Source organism: Micromonospora rosaria (assembly GCF_001567585.1).
Taxonomy (GTDB): Bacteria; Actinomycetota; Actinomycetes; order Mycobacteriales; family Micromonosporaceae; genus Micromonospora; species Micromonospora rosaria.
This window is the reverse complement of record NZ_LRQV01000157.1, coordinates 1-14,141: the sequence shown is the minus strand read 5'-3', so window position 1 is coordinate 14,141 and position 14,141 is coordinate 1. Positions and strand designations below refer to the sequence as shown.

Annotated in this window: 11 protein-coding genes and 1 pseudogene; 3 read left to right on the top strand and 9 right to left on the bottom strand. The window is 73.7% G+C overall.

Features of this window, described 5'->3' with window-relative positions; all coding sequences use genetic code 11:
- Window positions 1-225: 225 nt before the first annotated feature.
- Complete coding sequence (locus AWW66_RS27920) at window positions 226-1,014, bottom strand: sporulation protein (protein WP_067372408.1); 789 nt, start codon at window positions 1,012-1,014, stop codon at window positions 226-228.
- A gap of 296 nt (window positions 1,015-1,310) precedes the next feature.
- On the opposite strand from AWW66_RS27920, the gene sigB reads away from it, so the two are divergent.
- Entirely contained in the window at window positions 1,311-2,303 is a 993-nt protein-coding gene (sigB, locus tag AWW66_RS27915) for an RNA polymerase sigma factor SigB (RefSeq protein WP_067372399.1), read from the top strand.
- Between the two features lie 108 nt (window positions 2,304-2,411).
- Here the strand turns inward: sigB and AWW66_RS27910 are convergent, their stop codons facing one another.
- The 3 genes from AWW66_RS27910 to AWW66_RS27900 form a co-directional block, all read right to left on the bottom strand.
- On the bottom strand, window positions 2,412-5,030 hold the full coding sequence (locus tag AWW66_RS27910; RefSeq protein WP_396890632.1) for a bifunctional acetate--CoA ligase family protein/GNAT family N-acetyltransferase: 2,619 nt from the start codon (window positions 5,028-5,030) through the stop codon (window positions 2,412-2,414).
- Window positions 5,027-6,208 (bottom strand): acetoin utilization protein AcuC, encoded by a 1,182-nt coding sequence (locus tag AWW66_RS27905; RefSeq protein ID WP_067372393.1) that lies wholly within the window; start codon window positions 6,206-6,208, stop codon window positions 5,027-5,029. The genes AWW66_RS27910 and AWW66_RS27905 overlap by 4 nt, the downstream gene beginning before the upstream one ends.
- 118 nt (window positions 6,209-6,326) lie before the next feature.
- Entirely contained in the window at window positions 6,327-7,223 is an 897-nt protein-coding gene (locus AWW66_RS27900; RefSeq protein WP_067372390.1) for a sulfurtransferase, read from the bottom strand.
- A 98-nt stretch (window positions 7,224-7,321) separates the two neighbouring features.
- Between AWW66_RS27900 and AWW66_RS27895 the strand changes: the two genes are divergently transcribed.
- Window positions 7,322-8,008, top strand: coding sequence for an iron-dependent transcriptional repressor DtxR (locus AWW66_RS27895; protein ID WP_083979063.1), 687 nt, complete (start codon window positions 7,322-7,324; stop codon window positions 8,006-8,008).
- 68 nt (window positions 8,009-8,076) lie between these two features.
- Here the strand turns inward: AWW66_RS27895 and AWW66_RS27890 are convergent, their stop codons facing one another.
- The 4 genes from AWW66_RS27890 to nrdR all read right to left on the bottom strand — a co-directional run bounded on the left by AWW66_RS27890 (window position 8,077) and on the right by nrdR (window position 12,581).
- On the bottom strand, window positions 8,077-8,628 hold the full coding sequence (locus AWW66_RS27890) for a hypothetical protein (protein ID WP_245648516.1): 552 nt from the start codon (window positions 8,626-8,628) through the stop codon (window positions 8,077-8,079).
- 75 nt (window positions 8,629-8,703) lie between these two features.
- Window positions 8,704-8,949: a DUF5522 domain-containing protein gene (locus AWW66_RS27885; RefSeq protein ID WP_083979061.1), complete on the bottom strand. Its 246-nt coding sequence runs from the start codon at window positions 8,947-8,949 to the stop codon at window positions 8,704-8,706.
- An 87-nt stretch (window positions 8,950-9,036) separates the two neighbouring features.
- A complete protein-coding gene (locus tag AWW66_RS27880; protein WP_067372384.1) occupies window positions 9,037-11,916 on the bottom strand; it encodes a vitamin B12-dependent ribonucleotide reductase in 2,880 nt (959 codons plus the stop codon).
- Window positions 11,917-12,020: 104 nt separating this feature from the next.
- Window positions 12,021-12,581 carry a transcriptional regulator NrdR gene (gene nrdR, locus AWW66_RS27875; RefSeq protein WP_067372381.1) on the bottom strand — a complete coding sequence of 187 codons (561 nt, stop codon included), beginning with the start codon at window positions 12,579-12,581 and terminating at the stop codon, window positions 12,021-12,023.
- A 549-nt stretch (window positions 12,582-13,130) separates the two neighbouring features.
- Between nrdR and lexA the strand changes: the two genes are divergently transcribed.
- On the top strand, window positions 13,131-13,913 hold the full coding sequence (lexA, locus tag AWW66_RS27870; RefSeq protein WP_067372378.1) for a transcriptional repressor LexA: 783 nt from the start codon (window positions 13,131-13,133) through the stop codon (window positions 13,911-13,913).
- Between the two features lie 35 nt (window positions 13,914-13,948).
- Here lexA and AWW66_RS34645 read toward each other — a convergent pair.
- A pseudogene (locus AWW66_RS34645) lies at window positions 13,949-14,141 on the bottom strand (hypothetical protein); the annotation flags it as partial.

Genomic DNA, 14,141 nt, shown 5'->3' with positions numbered 1-14,141 from the left:
ACCGTGCACATCGCCGCGATCAACGAGTGGCTGTGACCGACTTCGACACAGGCCCTAACCCCACCCCCACCCACCTTCCCGCCCCCTCCCCCTCCTTCGCCCCGGTGATCATGGAGTTGGCGGCACTGCCGATCTCCACGAGTGCCGCCAACTCCATGATCGACCCGGCTGGGGGCCGGGGAGGGGGAGGGGGGTGGGGAGGGGGGTGGGGGAGGGAGCGGGGGGTTAGAAGAAGAGGCCGCGGGTGTGGAGGGACTGGCGGAGCCAGGCGTCGAGTTGGGCGGTCCAGTCGGTGTGGTCCAGGGTGGCGTGGTCGACGGTGAACCGGCCGAAGGCGTCCCGGCCCTCGGTGAGCAGCCCGCCACGCTTGTCCAGCTCCAGCACCACCTGGGTCTGGTACGGGTCGGCGATGAAGGTGACCTCCAACTGCTTGATCGCACGGGCGTACTGGGGCGCCGGGTGGAACTCGATCTCCTGGTAGAAGGGCAGGGTCTGGCGTACCCCGTAGATGTGGCCGCGCTCCACGTCGGCGGTGGCGAACCGGAAGCCCAGCCGGAGCAGGGCGTCCAGCAGCCGTTCCTGGGCGGGCAGCGGGTGCACCGACACCGGGTCCAGGTCACCGGAGTCGACCGCGCGCGCCACCTCCAGCTCGGTGCGCAGCCCCATCGTCATGCCGTGCAGGTGCTGGCCGTACAGCACCGTCACCGGGGTCTCCCAGGGCACGTCGAAGCGGAACGGGATGTCGTACCGCTGCCCGGGGGCGAGGTGGAACGCCCCGGTGACGTGCTGCCGGTGGAACTCCTGGTTCGTCTGGTACTCGTTGTCGCCGCTCTCCACCTCGACCCGGGTCTGCAACCCGAGGGAGACGTACGAGATGTCCACCGGGTGGTCGCCGCCGGCGACCTGGATCCGGCCCTCCAACTGGCCGCCGGGACGGCAGTTCGGGTTGGCCAGGACGGTCTCGACCGCCGGGCCGCCCACCCCCATCGCCTGCATGAGCCGCTTGAAGACCATGAAGCCCTCCGTCACCTGTGCTCGGTCGGCCCCGATGGCCGTCGCTGGCACCGTAGCCGACCACGACAAGGCCACTGACCAGGTTGAACGGACGACATCGGGTACCGTGTCGGCCGACCGGGACACGAGCCACCGGTGACCGTGTGTGACCACTCGACTGCACCGTACCCGACTATTCCTGTCGGGTCCCCGATCACCTCACTCCCGTTTCACGTCCCGCCCGCCAAGCTGTGTGTCATCGGCGCCACCCGGTGGCCCGGTACGCGGCACAGAGTCGATGCGGGGAGACGACAGAGATGGTCCAGGAGATGATCGAGCAGCAGCACGGCACGACCGCCGACAGCCTCACCGACCTCGACGCCACCGACGAGCGTGGTGTCTCCACGGACCTGGTGCGGGCGTACCTCAACGGCATCGGCCGGACGAAGCTGCTGACCGCCGCACAGGAGGTCGACCTGGCCCGGCGGATCGAGGCGGGGCTGTTCGCCGAGGAGAAGCTGACCGCCTGCACCCCGCTCTCCGCCGAGTTGCGGGCCGACCTGGAGCTGGTCGCGGCGGAGGGCCGCGCGGCCAAGGACCACCTGCTGGAGGCGAACCTGCGCCTCGTGGTGAGCATCGCCAAGCGGTACACCGGTCGCGGCATGGCCTTCCTCGACCTCATCCAGGAAGGCAACCTCGGCCTCATCCGCGCCGTCGAGAAGTTCGACTACACCAAGGGCTACAAGTTCTCCACCTACGCCACCTGGTGGATCCGCCAGGCCATCACCCGCGCCATGGCCGACCAGGCCCGCACCATCCGCATCCCCGTCCACATGGTCGAGCAGGTCAACCGGATGGTCCGAGCCCGCCGGGAGCTGTCGGTCTCGCTGGGCCGCGAGCCCACCGTCGCCGAGGTCGCCCGCGCGATGGACGTGCCCGAGTTCCAGGTGATCGAGCTGATCTCCTACGACCGCGAGCCGGTCAGCCTGGACCAGGCGGTCGGCGAGGACGGCGAGAGCGCGCTGGGTGACTTCGTCGCCGCGGTCGACCCGCGCGACGAGCCGGGTGAGGGCGCCACCGAGGGCGAGCTGCGCAACGAGGTACGGGTGGTGCTGTCCACCCTGTCCCAGCGGGAGCAGGCGGTGATCCGGCTGCGGTTCGGGCTCGACGACGGCCGGCAGCGCACCCTGGACGAGGTGGGTCGGGAGTTCGGTCTGTCCCGGGAGCGGATCCGGCAGATCGAGAAGGTGACCCTGCTGAAGCTGCGGGCCCCGGAGCGGGCCCAGCGGCTGGAGGCGTACGCCTGCTGATCCGCGTGGTAGGAAGGGCCCCGGTGGTGCACCGGGGCCCTTCGCCGTGCCCGTGACCTCGGCGGACGGGGCGGCTCCGCTACCGGATGCGTCACCAGGGGCCCTTCCTCACAGGCGGCGGGGGCCGGTGTCGGGGCGCAGGACGGCGGAGCCGATCCGGACGGTGGCGTGCAGCACCGCGTACCCGTCGGGGCGGGCCAGCACCGGGTTGAGCGTCAGCGCGCGGACCCGGGGCTGGTCGTCGACCAGGCGCCCGACCCGTAGCAGCAGGTCGGCCAGGGCGGCCCGGTCGACCGGGACGGCGCCCCGGTGCCCGTGCAGCAGCGGCGCGGCGCGGGGCTCGTCGACCAGGTCGAGGGCGTCCCGGTCGGTCAGCGGTACCGCCCGCCAGGCCCGGTCGCCGAGCAGTTCGGTGGCGACCCCGCCCAGGCCGAAGCCGACCACCGGACCGAACGCCGGGTCCTCCACCACCTCGACCACGCACGGCACCCCCGGCGCGACCATCGCCTGGACCAGCACGTCCGCGCCGAAGGCCGCCGACATCTCGGCGTACGCCCGGCGGGTCGCCGCCGGGTCGGCCAGGTCGAGGCGGACCGCGCCGAGGTCGAGCCGGTGCCGCAGCCCCGGGGCGGCGGCCTTGAGCGCCACCGGGTACCCGATCCGGTCGGCGGCGGCGAGCACCTCGTCGGCGGTGCGTGCCGGTGCCGAGTCGACCACGTCGATGCCGTACGCGGCGAGCAGCCGGCCGGCCGGGTCGGGGGCACCGGCGCGGCCCACGGCCGGCTCGGCACCCTCGGCGCGGATCGCCGCCGTCCCCGCCGCCGGGTCGATCCGGGCCAGGTCGGGCAGCGTACCGGGGTCCCGGCCACGCCAGTCGGCGTACGTGGTGACCCGGGCCAGGGCGCGGACCGCCTCCTCCACGCTCGGGTACGCCGGCACGCCGGCCGGCAGCCGACCGGCCAGGAACGTCGCCACCGTGGGTTTCCCGGTCGCCGAGGCGGCCGGCAGGGCGGCGGCGAAGTCACTGTCCACATCGGTGAGCTGACCGGGCAGCGCCGGGGCGAAGACGGCCACCAGGGCGTCGACCCCCTCGTCGGCGGCGGCCTCGGCGAGCGCGACGGCGAACTCCGGCGCCCCCGCCCCCGGGCCCACGTCGCTGGGGTACCCGGCGGCGACGGTCAGCCCCTGCGCGGCGCAGGCGGTCGCGGCCAGGCCGGTCAGCGCCGACGAGTTGCCGACGATCCCGACCCGGGGACCGGCGGGCAGCGGCTGGTCGGCCAGGAGCAGCCCGACGTCGAGCAGTTCGCCGACGGTGTCCACCCGGATCACCCCGGAGTGGGCGAAGAGCGCGGCGACCGCCTCGGTGTCCGGCCCCGGGCTGTCCCCCACCCCCGGCGACCGGGCCGGGGAGGCGAGCGCCACCACCGGCTTCGCCCGGCCGATCCGGCGGGCCAGCCGGGCGAACTTGCGCGGATTGCCGAAGGTCTCCAGGTACAGCATGATCACGTCGGTGCCCGGGTCGGCCTGCCAGTACTGGAGCAGGTCGTTGCCGGAGACGTCGGCGCGGTTGCCGGCGGAGACGAAGCTGGACAGCCCGAGCCCGCGCCGGTGCGCCTGCGCCAGCAGGGCCACCCCGAACGCGCCGGACTGGCTGAAGATGCCCACCGACCCCGGGGCCGGCAGCACCGGGGCGAGGGTGGCGTTGAGGCGTACCGCCGGGTCGGTGTTCGCCACGCCGAGGCAGTTCGGGCCGACCACCCGCATGCCGGCCGCGTGGGCGGCCCGGACCAGGGCCCGCTGCGCCGCCGCGCCCGCCGGGCCGGCCTCGGCGAAGCCGGCCGAGATGACCACCAGGCCGTGCGCCCCGGCGTCGGCCGCGTCGGCGACCACCGCCGACGCCCGCTCCGGCGGCACCGCGACCACCGCCAGGTCCACCGGCAGACCGGCGTCGGCCGCGCAGGGGTACGCGGGCAGCCCGGCGACCGTCGAGGCGCTCGGGTGCACGGGGACGACCGCCCCGGCGAAGCCACCGTCACGCAGGTGCCCGAGGACCGCCGCGCCCACCCCCTGACCGGTGGCGCTGGCCCCGTAGACGGCCACCCCCCGGGGCGACAGCAGCCGGGCGATCGACCGCGCCTCGGTCCGGTGTTCCCGGCCGCGCTGCACCTGGAGGGTCTGCTCGGTGGGGGCGATCGGGAAGCTCAGGTGCACCACCCCGTCGGCGAACTGCCGCTGGACCTGGTACCCGAAGTCGGCGAAGACCCGCAGCATCGCCCCGTTGGCCGGCAGCACCTCGGCGACGAAGCTGGTGACGCCGACCCGGCGGGCCGCGTCGGCGAGGTGTTCCAGCAGCACCGAGCCGATGCCCCGGCCCTGGTGGGCGTCCTCGACCACGAACGCCACCTCGGCCTCCGGCGCCTGCGGGCCGAGCCGCTCGTACCGGCCGACGGCGACGATCTCGTCGCCGACCAGCACCACGAACGCCTCCCGGTCATGGTGGTCCACGGTCACGAACCGGCGCAGGTCCCGGTCCGGGATGCGCGGGTACGGCGAGAAGTACCGCAGGTAGCGGGTGCGCTCGGAGAACCGCGAGTGCATCGCCACGATGCCCGGCCCGTCCTCCGGCCGGATCTGCCGCAACTGGACGGTCGTCCCGTCGCTGAGCAGGACGTCCACCGGTGGCGTCAGCACGGTCACGGCCGCCTCCCTCCCCTGTGGTCGGCTCAGTCGCGGGGATCGTGCGGGTCGAGCCCGAGCAGCGGGAAGACCGACCGGCGGGTGGCCGCGATGGCCCGGTCCACCGGGTTCGGCTCCCCGGTCGGCTGCCACGGCTCGTACCCGGGGTCGACGTCGTCGGTCATCCGCAGCGGGATCTCCCGGCCCGGCCGGCGGGCGGCGGCCAGTTCCCGCCAGGCGGGCGGGGTCAGGGTCGCCGGGTCCAACGGCGTGCCGGTCGCCACCGCGAGCAGGTGCGTCCAGGCCCGCGGCACCACCTCGACCAGGGCGTACCCGCCGCCGCCGGTGGCCACCCACCGGCCGCCGCACAGTTCGTCGGCGAGCGCCCGCAGGGCCAGGTACGTGGCGCGCTGCCCGTCCACCGACAGGTGCAGGTCGGCCAGCGGGTCGGCCCGGTGCGCGTCGGCGCCGCACTGGGTGACCAGCACCTGGGGCCGGAACGCGCGCAGCACCGACGGGACGATCGCGTGGAAGGCCCGCTGCCAGCCACGGTCATCGACGCCGGGCGGGAGCGGGACGTTGACCGCCGTGCCCGCCGCGCCCGGTCCGCCGGTCTCGTCGGGGAACCCGGTGCCGGGGAAGAGCGCGAGCGGCGTCTCGTGCAGGCTGACCGTGAGCACCCGGGGGTCGGTCCAGAAGACCCGCTGCACCCCGTCGCCGTGGTGCACGTCCACGTCGACGTACGCGACCCGTTCCGCGCCGAGGTCGAGCAGGCGGGCGATCGCCACCGCCGGGTCGTTGTAGACGCAGAACCCGGCGGCCCGGTCCGGCATGGCGTGGTGCAGCCCACCGGCCACGTTGACCGCCCGCCGGGCCTCGCCACGCCAGACCGCCTCGGCGGCGGCGACGGTGGCCCCGGCGACCAGCGCGCTGGACTCGTGCATCCCCGGGAAGACCGGGTTGTCCGAGGTGCCCAGCCCGTACCCGGCGAAGAGCGGATCGGTCGGCGCGGCCCGGACCGCCGCCAGGTAGCCGGGGTGGTGCACCCGGGTGAGCAGGGCGTCGTCCGCCGGCTCCGGCTTGACCAGCCGCACCCCGGGCCGGTCCAGGACGCCGAGTTCACGGGCGAGCGCGATGGTCAACTCGACCCGCACCGGGTCGAGCGGATGGTCCCCGAGGTCGTAGGCGAGCAGGGCGTCGTCCCACACCACCACCGTGTCGTCGGCCATGGGCCCATGGTCGCACGAGGTCGGGCCGGGGCCCGGCCACGACGACCGGCGGCCCACCGGGTGTCTCGGCCCCACCCGGGGACGTCCCCACCGGGTCGGTCGGGGCGGCGGGCGGCGGTCAGGTCCCGTCGCCGGTGGCCACCGGGCGGGCCGGGTCCGCCACCCAGTTGCTCCACGACCCGACGTACAGCGCGGCGTCCGGCCGCCCGGCCAGGTGCAGGGCGAGGACGGCCTGCGCGGCGGTCACCCCGGAGCCGCAGTACGCCCCCACCGGCCGGGCGTCGGTCACCCCCGCCCCGGCGAACCGGCGGCGCAGGTCGGCGGCGTCCGGGTACCGGCCGTCCGCGCCGACGAGGTCGGTGAGCGGCAGGTTCACCGCCCCGGGTACGTGCCCGGCGACCGGGTCGATCGGCTCGGTCTCGCCCCGGTACCGGGCGGCGGCCCGGACGTCGAGCAGCACGCCCGCCCGCTCCGGGTCACCGCCGCCGGACTCCCCGGGGCGGGGCCCGGACCCGGCGGCCAGGCCGGCGGCCTGCGCGGCGTCGAGGACCGGGAGGGCTCCGGGGCGCACCGCCACGTCCCCCGGCGTCGGGGTCGGCTGGTCGGTGCTGGTGGGCAGCCCCGCCGCCAGCCAGGCCGACCAGCCGCCGGAGAGCACCCGGACCGGCCGGTGCCCCGCCCAGCGCAGCGTCCACCAGGCCCGGGCGGCGGCCAGCCCGTCGCCACCGTCGTACACCACCACGGGGTGACCGGCGCGGACCCCGGCGGCCCGCAGCGCGGCCTGGAGGCGGACCGGGTCGGGCAGCGGGTGCCGGCCGGCGGGGCCGGGCGGGCCGCAGAGGTCGGCGTCCAGGTCGACGAAGACCGCGCCCGGCAGGTGGCCGGCGGCGTGGTCGGCGCGGCCGGAGGGACCGGCCAGCCGCCAGCGGACGTCGAGCAGGGTGGGCGGGTCGGGGCGGTCCAGCTCGGCGGCGAGGTCGGCGGGCTCGACGAGCGGGTTCGGGATTCCGGACATGGCGACCAGTCAACCTCATCCGGGACAGCGACCTGGCGGTTCGCCGACGGTCGTTCGGCGCAGGTCAAGGTAGCATCGACCACCGGGAGGCCGCTGACGTGAAGCATGACCTGGTCGACACGACCGAGATGTACCTGCGCACCATCCTCGAACTGGAGGAGGAGGGCGTGCCGCCGTTGCGCGCCCGGATCGCCGAACGGCTACGGCAGAGCGGCCCGACGGTCAGCCAGACCGTGGCCCGGATGGAACGCGACGGGCTGCTCACCGTCGAGGGCGACCGGCACCTGACCCTCACCACCCTGGGTCGCAGCACGGCGGTCGCCGTGATGCGCAAGCACCGCCTCGCCGAGCTGCTGCTGGTCAACGTCATCGGGATGCCCTACGAGGAGGCCCACGAAGAGGCCTGCCGCTGGGAGCACGTGATGAGCGACGCGGTGGAGAAGCGGGTGTACGACCTGCTCAACCGGCCGACCCGGTCGCCGTACGGCAACCCGATCCCGGGCCTGGAGGAGCTGGGCACGCCGGAGCAGCCCGAGGTGCAGGTCACCGAGAACGAGCGGAACCTCGCCTTCCCCGGCCTCTCCGGCCCGGTGGTGGTGCGGCGGATCTGCGAGAGCGTCCAGACCGACGCGGACGTGCTGCGGCAACTGCACGCCGCGGGCGTCGACCCGGGGGCCACGGTGACCGTCGCCCAGGAGCGGGACGGCGTCTCCATCGACCGCTCCGGCGACCGGGTCCGGCTGCCCCGCGAGGTCGCCTCCCGGGTCTTCGTCGCCGCCGCCTGACAGGTTGTGTAAGGAAGGGCCCCCTCTTAACCGTATGCGTTAAGAGGGGGCCCTTCCTTACACCTGGGTCAGAGGGGTGCGACCTGGACGGTCTTCGCCAGGTCGGCCAGCTTGCCGGTCAACTCCTCGGCGGCGGCCCGCTCGGTGTCGGGCGGCAGGGTGTAGTGCAGGACCGCCAGCCGGCCCTCGTCGGCCAGCCAGCCCACCTCGGCGGCCGGCCCGTTCTTCCCGGACGCCGCGACGGTGCGCCGGTACGCCTCCTGCCCCAGGCCGGCGACCTTCTCGGCCTTGTCCGGCACCATGTCGGCGGTGAAGGCGGCCTTGTCCAGCGAGGTCGTGCTGACGCTCAGGGTCAGCTCGGGCAGGCTCTCCCGCCCGACCCGGAGCACGCAGGTGTGGCTGTCGCCCCGCTCGCTGGCCGCCGCCACGTCGAAGCGGACCCCAGCGTGCTCCTCGATCACCGCGAAGTCGAGCATCCCGCAGGCGCCCCCGGCGGAGGCCGCCACCGCCCCGTTCGGCACCGGTGCCATCGCCGGTAGCGCCACCGGCTCGGTCTCCTTCGCGCACCCCGACGCCAGCAGCACCACCGCTGCGGCACACCAGATCCGCCCGCGCACCATCCAACCTCCCGACGACGGTCGTCCGCGCCACGTCCGTCGGACACCGTACGGCGTGGATCCCGTCGAGGAAAGTCGTCAGTCGGACACGTACGGGCAGTGTCGGCAGCCGCGCCCGCAGCAGGTACCCCGTCTGGCGAGGAACCCGGCGCTGAGCACGAACAGCCCGCTGGCCGGGTCGAGGTAGCCCGCCTCCCCGGCGGCCAGGGCGGCGGCGTGCGCGGCCAGGATCCGCTCCCGCTCCGGGTGCCCGGGGGACAGCCGGGACGGATGCGGCTCGGTCAACGGCCGGGCCGCCAACGGACGCCGCTCTCCCCTCCCCACCGCAGCAGTGTAAGGAAGGGCCCCCTACTCACGCATACGGTTAGTAGGGGGCCCTTCCTTACCGCCGGGCGGGCCCGGGGTACCGGATCAGCTGCAGCCGCTGGTGGAGCCGCAGCCCTCGCAGACGTAGCAGCTACCGGCCGGGCGCATCTTCGTCCCGCAGGTGAAGCAGAGCGGCGCGTCGGCGGCCTTGCCGATGACCGCCTCCAGCAGTTCGGTGCTGGAGCCGACCGACGGCGCCGGCTTGACCGCCGCGATGTCGGCGACCTCCTGTGCCGGCTGGGCGACCGGGCCGGTCTTCGGCTCCGGCGTCTCGACCGGGGCGGAGGCGGCCATCGCGGTGAGGTCCGCACCGCCCGCCTCCGCCTCCGCCTCGGCCCGGAGCTGGGCGGCCCGCTCCTTGGCGGTGAAGATGCCCAGCTCCGCGCGGCGCTCGTACGGCAGGAAGTCCAGGGCCAGGCGACGGAAGATGTAGTCCATCACCGAGGCGGCCATCCGCACGTCCGGGTCGTCGGTCATGCCCGCCGGCTCGAAGCGCATGTTGGTGAACTTGCTGACGTACGTCTCCAGCGGGACGCCGTACTGGAGACCGATGGAGATGGCCACCGAGAAGGCGTCCATCACGCCGGCCAGGGTCGAGCCCTGCTTCGACATCTTGAGGAAGACCTCGCCGAGGCCGTCGTCCGGGTACGACGAGGCGGTCAGGTACCCCTCGGCGCCGCCGACCGAGAAGCTGACCGTCTGGGACGGGCGCTTCTTCGGCAGCCGCTTGCGCACCGGGCGGTACTCGACGACCTTCTCCACCACCTTCTCGACCTCGGCGGCCGGGGCCTGCACGGTCTCGGTGGTTTTGTTCGGCTTGGCCGCCGAGAGCGGCTGGCCGACCTTGCAGTTGTCCCGGTAGATCGCCAGGGCCTTGAGGCCGAGCTTCCAGCCCTCGAAGTAGATCTTCTCGACGTCCTCGACGGTGGCCGCCTCCGGCATGTTGACCGTCTTGGAGATGGCCCCGGAGATGAACGGCTGGACCGCCGCCATCATCCGGACGTGCCCCATCGGGGCGATCGAGCGCTCGCCCATGGCGCAGTCGAAGACCGGGTAGTGCTCGGTCTTCAGGCCGGGGGCGTCCACCACGTGACCGTGGTCGGCGATGTGCTCGACGATCGCCTCGACCTGCTCCTCGGGGTAGCCGAGGCTGCGCAGGGCGCGCGGCACGGTCTGGTTGACGATCTGCATCGAGCCGCCGCCGACCAGCTTCTTGAACTTGACCAGCGCCAGGTCCGGCTCGACACCGGTGGTGTCGCAGTCCATCATCAGGCCGATGGTGCCGGTCGGGGCGAGCACGCTGGCCTGCGAGTTGCGCCAGCCGTTACGGTCACCGAGCTTGTTGCCCTGGGTCCACTGCTTCGTGGCCTCCCGCTGGATGGCGGTGGCCACGGTGCCGGCCGGCTTGATCGCGTCGTTGGCGGCGGCGTGCTTGCGCATGACCCGCTTGTGCGGCTCGGCGTTGCGGGCGTACCCGTCGTACGCGCCGACGATGCCGGCCAGCTCGGCGGAGCGGCGGTACGCGGTACCGGTCATCAGCGAGGTGATCGCGGCGGCGACCGAGCGCCCCTGGTCCGAGTCGTACGGCAGGCCGGAGGCCATCAGCAGGGCGCCCAGGTTGGCGTACCCGATGCCGAGCTGCCGGTAGGCCCGGGTGGTCTCGCCGATCTTCTCGGTCGGGAAGTCGGCGAAGCAGATCGAGATGTCCATCGCGGTGATGACGAACTCGACCGAGCGGACGAACTTCTCCACCTCGAAGCCGCCGTCGGCGCGCAGGAACTTCATCAGGTTCAGCGAGGCCAGGTTGCACGAGGAGTTGTCCAGGTGCAGGTACTCCGAGCACGGGTTCGACGCGGTGATCCGCCCGGTCTCCGGGCAGGTGTGCCAGTCGTTGATGGTGTCGTCGTACTGCAGACCGGGGTCGGCGCACTCCCAGGCGGCCGTCGAGATCGTCCGGAACAGGTTCTTCGCGTCGATGGTCTCGATCACCGCGCCGTCGAGCCGGCCGCGCAGGTCGAAGCCGCCGCCGTTCTCCACGGCGGTCATGAACTCGTCGGAGACCCGGACCGAGTTGTTGGCGTTCTGGTACTGGACGCTGACGATGTCCGAGCCGCCCAGGTCCATGTCGAAGCCGGCGTCCCGCAGCGCGCGGATCTTGTCCTCCTCGCGCGCCTTGGTGACCACGAACTCCTCGATGTCCGGGTGGTCCACGTCGAGGATGACCATCTTGGCGGCCCGCCGGGTGGCCCCGCCGGACTTGATGGTGCCCGCGCTGGCGTCCGCGCCGCGCATGAAGCTGACCGGGCCGGAGGCGGTGCCACCGGAGGAGAGCAGCTCCCGGGAGGAGCGGATCCGGGACAGGTTCACCCCGGAGCCGGAGCCGCCCTTGAAGATCAGCCCCTCCTCCTTGTACCAGTCGAGGATCGAGTCCATCGAGTCGTCGACGGCCAGGATGAAGCAGGCGCTGACCTGCTGCGGCGACGGCGTCCCGACGTTGAACCAGACCGGGGAGTTGAAGCTGAACACCTGGTGCAGCAGCATCCAGGTCAGCTCGTGGGCGAAGACCTCCGCGTCGGCCGGGGTGGCGAAGTAGCCGTACTGCTCACCGGCGGCGCGGTAGACGCCGACCACCCGGTCGATCAACTGCCGGAGCGACCACTCCCGCTCCGGGGTGCCCACCGCGCCCCGGAAGTACTTGGTGGTGACGATGTTGGCCGCGTTCACGCTCCACGTCTCGGGGTACTCCACCCCCCGCTGCTCGAAGTTGATCGAGCCGTCCCGCCAGTTCGTCATGACGATGTCGCGCCGCTCCCAGGCGACCTCGTCGTACGGGTGGACCCCCTCGGTGGTCCAGACCCGCTCGATCTTGAGCCCCGCGCCGGCCTTGCTCCGTGACCGACTGGTTGTCACGCCGTCCCCCGCCATCTCATCCGCCCCCTCGTCTGCGCAGCACGCTGCCACGCCTGGTTACTGTCAGAACTTCGCCATGGTCGTCGGCCGGCGCGGGTGGCCCGCGCCGCGCCGGTCGGTCAGGCCGGGGCCCCGCGCAGGCCGGTGGCCGTCGCGGCCCCGGCGGCGGGGTCGCCGCCCGGCGCCGCCGGCGGTGCTCCGGTCGGTGGCTCGGCGGCGGCGCCCTCCCGGGCCCGCGCCGCGGCCCGCAGCGTCTCGATCTCCCGCTCGAAGTCCGCGAGCGAGTCGAACGACCGGTAGACGCTGGCGAACCGGAGGTACGCCACCTCGTCCAGGTCCCGCAGCGGGCCCAGGATGGCCAGCCCCACCTCGTGGCTGGGCAGCTCGGCCGCGCCCTTGGCCCGGACGGTCTCCTCGACCTTCTGCGCCAGCAGGGCGATCGAGTCCTCGTCGACCGGCCGCCCCTGGCACGCCTTGCGCACCCCTCCGATGATCTTCGTCCGGCTGAACGGCTCGGTGACCCCGCTGCGCTTGACCACCGCGAGGACCGCCTCCTCCACCGTGGTGAACCGCTTGCCGCACTCCGGGCAGGACCGCCGGCGGCGGATCAACTGGCCGTCGTCGGCCTCCCGCGAGTCGACCACCCGGGAGTCGGCGTGCCGGCAGTAGGGGCACCGCATCGCCCGACCTCCTTCATCGATCGCGGGAAACGCCGTTCCCCGGGCACGCGTCGAGGTGCGCCAGCCATCGCCGATGGCTGCCGCCGGTTGACCGTGCGGGGAGTGCGGTCGGTAGCCGAACCCAACCTGTAGGCGACTTACACCCATGTGACTACTACATCTAGGGGTCGACCGTATGCCGCCGACGGACCGCGGTCAAGTTGGCCGGCGTGTCCGGCGCGTCACCACGGCCGCACCCCGCCCGCCCCACGGAGAACCCAACCCGGTCAGCCGTCGGCGGGTTACCGGCAGCGACCGAACGAGCCGAAACAACCCCCGGGACCGAACACCCGTACCAATTCGACGTACCATTTATCAGAACACCCGTTCGAGTGGCGCGGATTTCCCTCTCGACACGCCGGAAGAGGTCGTACAGATGTTTGAAAATGGCCGATCTCACCGATACGGTCAGGAACAGCCGGGCGCGGCGATCCCGCCGGTCCGCCCGGCGTCCACCGTACGCACCATGTGCCGCCAGGCAGCCAGCGCCGACCAGCAGGGAGGACGGACGTGACCGAGGACCGGGTCAGCCGGCAGGAGCACCCGCAGCAGAGCACCGAGGCGGGCACGCCGGCCACGCGACGCCGGAGCACCACGCGCGCCCGCGCGGGGCGACCCGCCGTCCGCCCGGTCGCCCCGGTCAGCGCGTTCCCCGAGCCGGCCACCGTCGACCTGACCGCCCGGCAGCGCCGGATCCTGGAGTTCATCCGGACCTGGGTCGACCGGCACGGGTACCCGCCGAGCGTCCGGGAGATCGGCGAGGCGGTCGGCCTGGTCTCCCCGTCCAGCGTCGCGTACCAGCTCAAGGAGCTGGAGAAGAAGGGCTTCCTGCGCCGCGACCCCAACCGCCCGCGCGCGGTGGACGTGCGCGCCCCGGGCGACGCGGTCGACGACGAGCTGAGCCGGGCGCAGCGCCCCACCCCGGCGTACGTGCCGATGCTGGGCCGGATCGCCGCCGGTGGGCCGATCCTCGCCGAACAGGCCGTGGAGGACGTCTTCCCGCTCCCCCGCGAGCTGGTCGGTGAGGGCGAGGTCTTCATGCTCCAGGTCAAGGGCGACTCGATGCTGGACGCGGCGATCTGCGACGGCGACTGGGTGGTGGTCCGCCAGCAGCCGACCGCCGACTCCGGCGAGATCGTCGCCGCGATGCTCGACGGCGAGGCCACCGTCAAGACCTACCGGCACCGGGACGGGCACGTGTGGCTGATGCCGCAGAACCCGGCCTTCGACCCGATCCCGGGTGACGACGCCACCATCATGGGCCGGGTCGTGGCGGTGCTGCGCCGGATCTGACCCCGCCGCCGGTACCGGGCGGGGCCACGGGGTCGCTAGTAGCGCTCGCCCCGGTAGTCGCCCCGCCCACCGTACGGCTGCCCGTACGGGCCGCCCCGGCCGTCGTCGGGGCCGGGCTCCCGGCGTCGACCGGCCCGGGGCTCCCGGGGCTCCGGCTCACGGGCACCCCGGCGGGGCGGCTCGGCCCGACCACCGCCGTACGTCCCGCCCCGGCCGCCACCGCCGGAG

What these genes read in the sequence shown, in the direction of transcription:
- AWW66_RS27890 (WP_245648516.1), bottom strand. Translation starts at nt 8,628, where the DNA reads ATGGTGCGCGGGCGGATCTGGTGTGCCGCAGCGGTGGTGCTGCTGGCG.
- nrdR (WP_067372381.1), bottom strand. Translation starts at nt 12,581, where the DNA reads ATGCGGTGCCCCTACTGCCGGCACGCCGACTCCCGGGTGGTCGACTCG.
- sigB (WP_067372399.1), top strand. Translation starts at nt 1,311, where the DNA reads ATGGTCCAGGAGATGATCGAGCAGCAGCACGGCACGACCGCCGACAGC.
- AWW66_RS27905 (WP_067372393.1), bottom strand. Translation starts at nt 6,208, where the DNA reads ATGGCCGACGACACGGTGGTGGTGTGGGACGACGCCCTGCTCGCCTAC.
- AWW66_RS27880 (WP_067372384.1), bottom strand. Translation starts at nt 11,916, where the DNA reads ATGGCGGGGGACGGCGTGACAACCAGTCGGTCACGGAGCAAGGCCGGC.
- AWW66_RS27920 (WP_067372408.1), bottom strand. Translation starts at nt 1,014, where the DNA reads ATGGTCTTCAAGCGGCTCATGCAGGCGATGGGGGTGGGCGGCCCGGCG.
- AWW66_RS27900 (WP_067372390.1), bottom strand. Translation starts at nt 7,223, where the DNA reads ATGTCCGGAATCCCGAACCCGCTCGTCGAGCCCGCCGACCTCGCCGCC.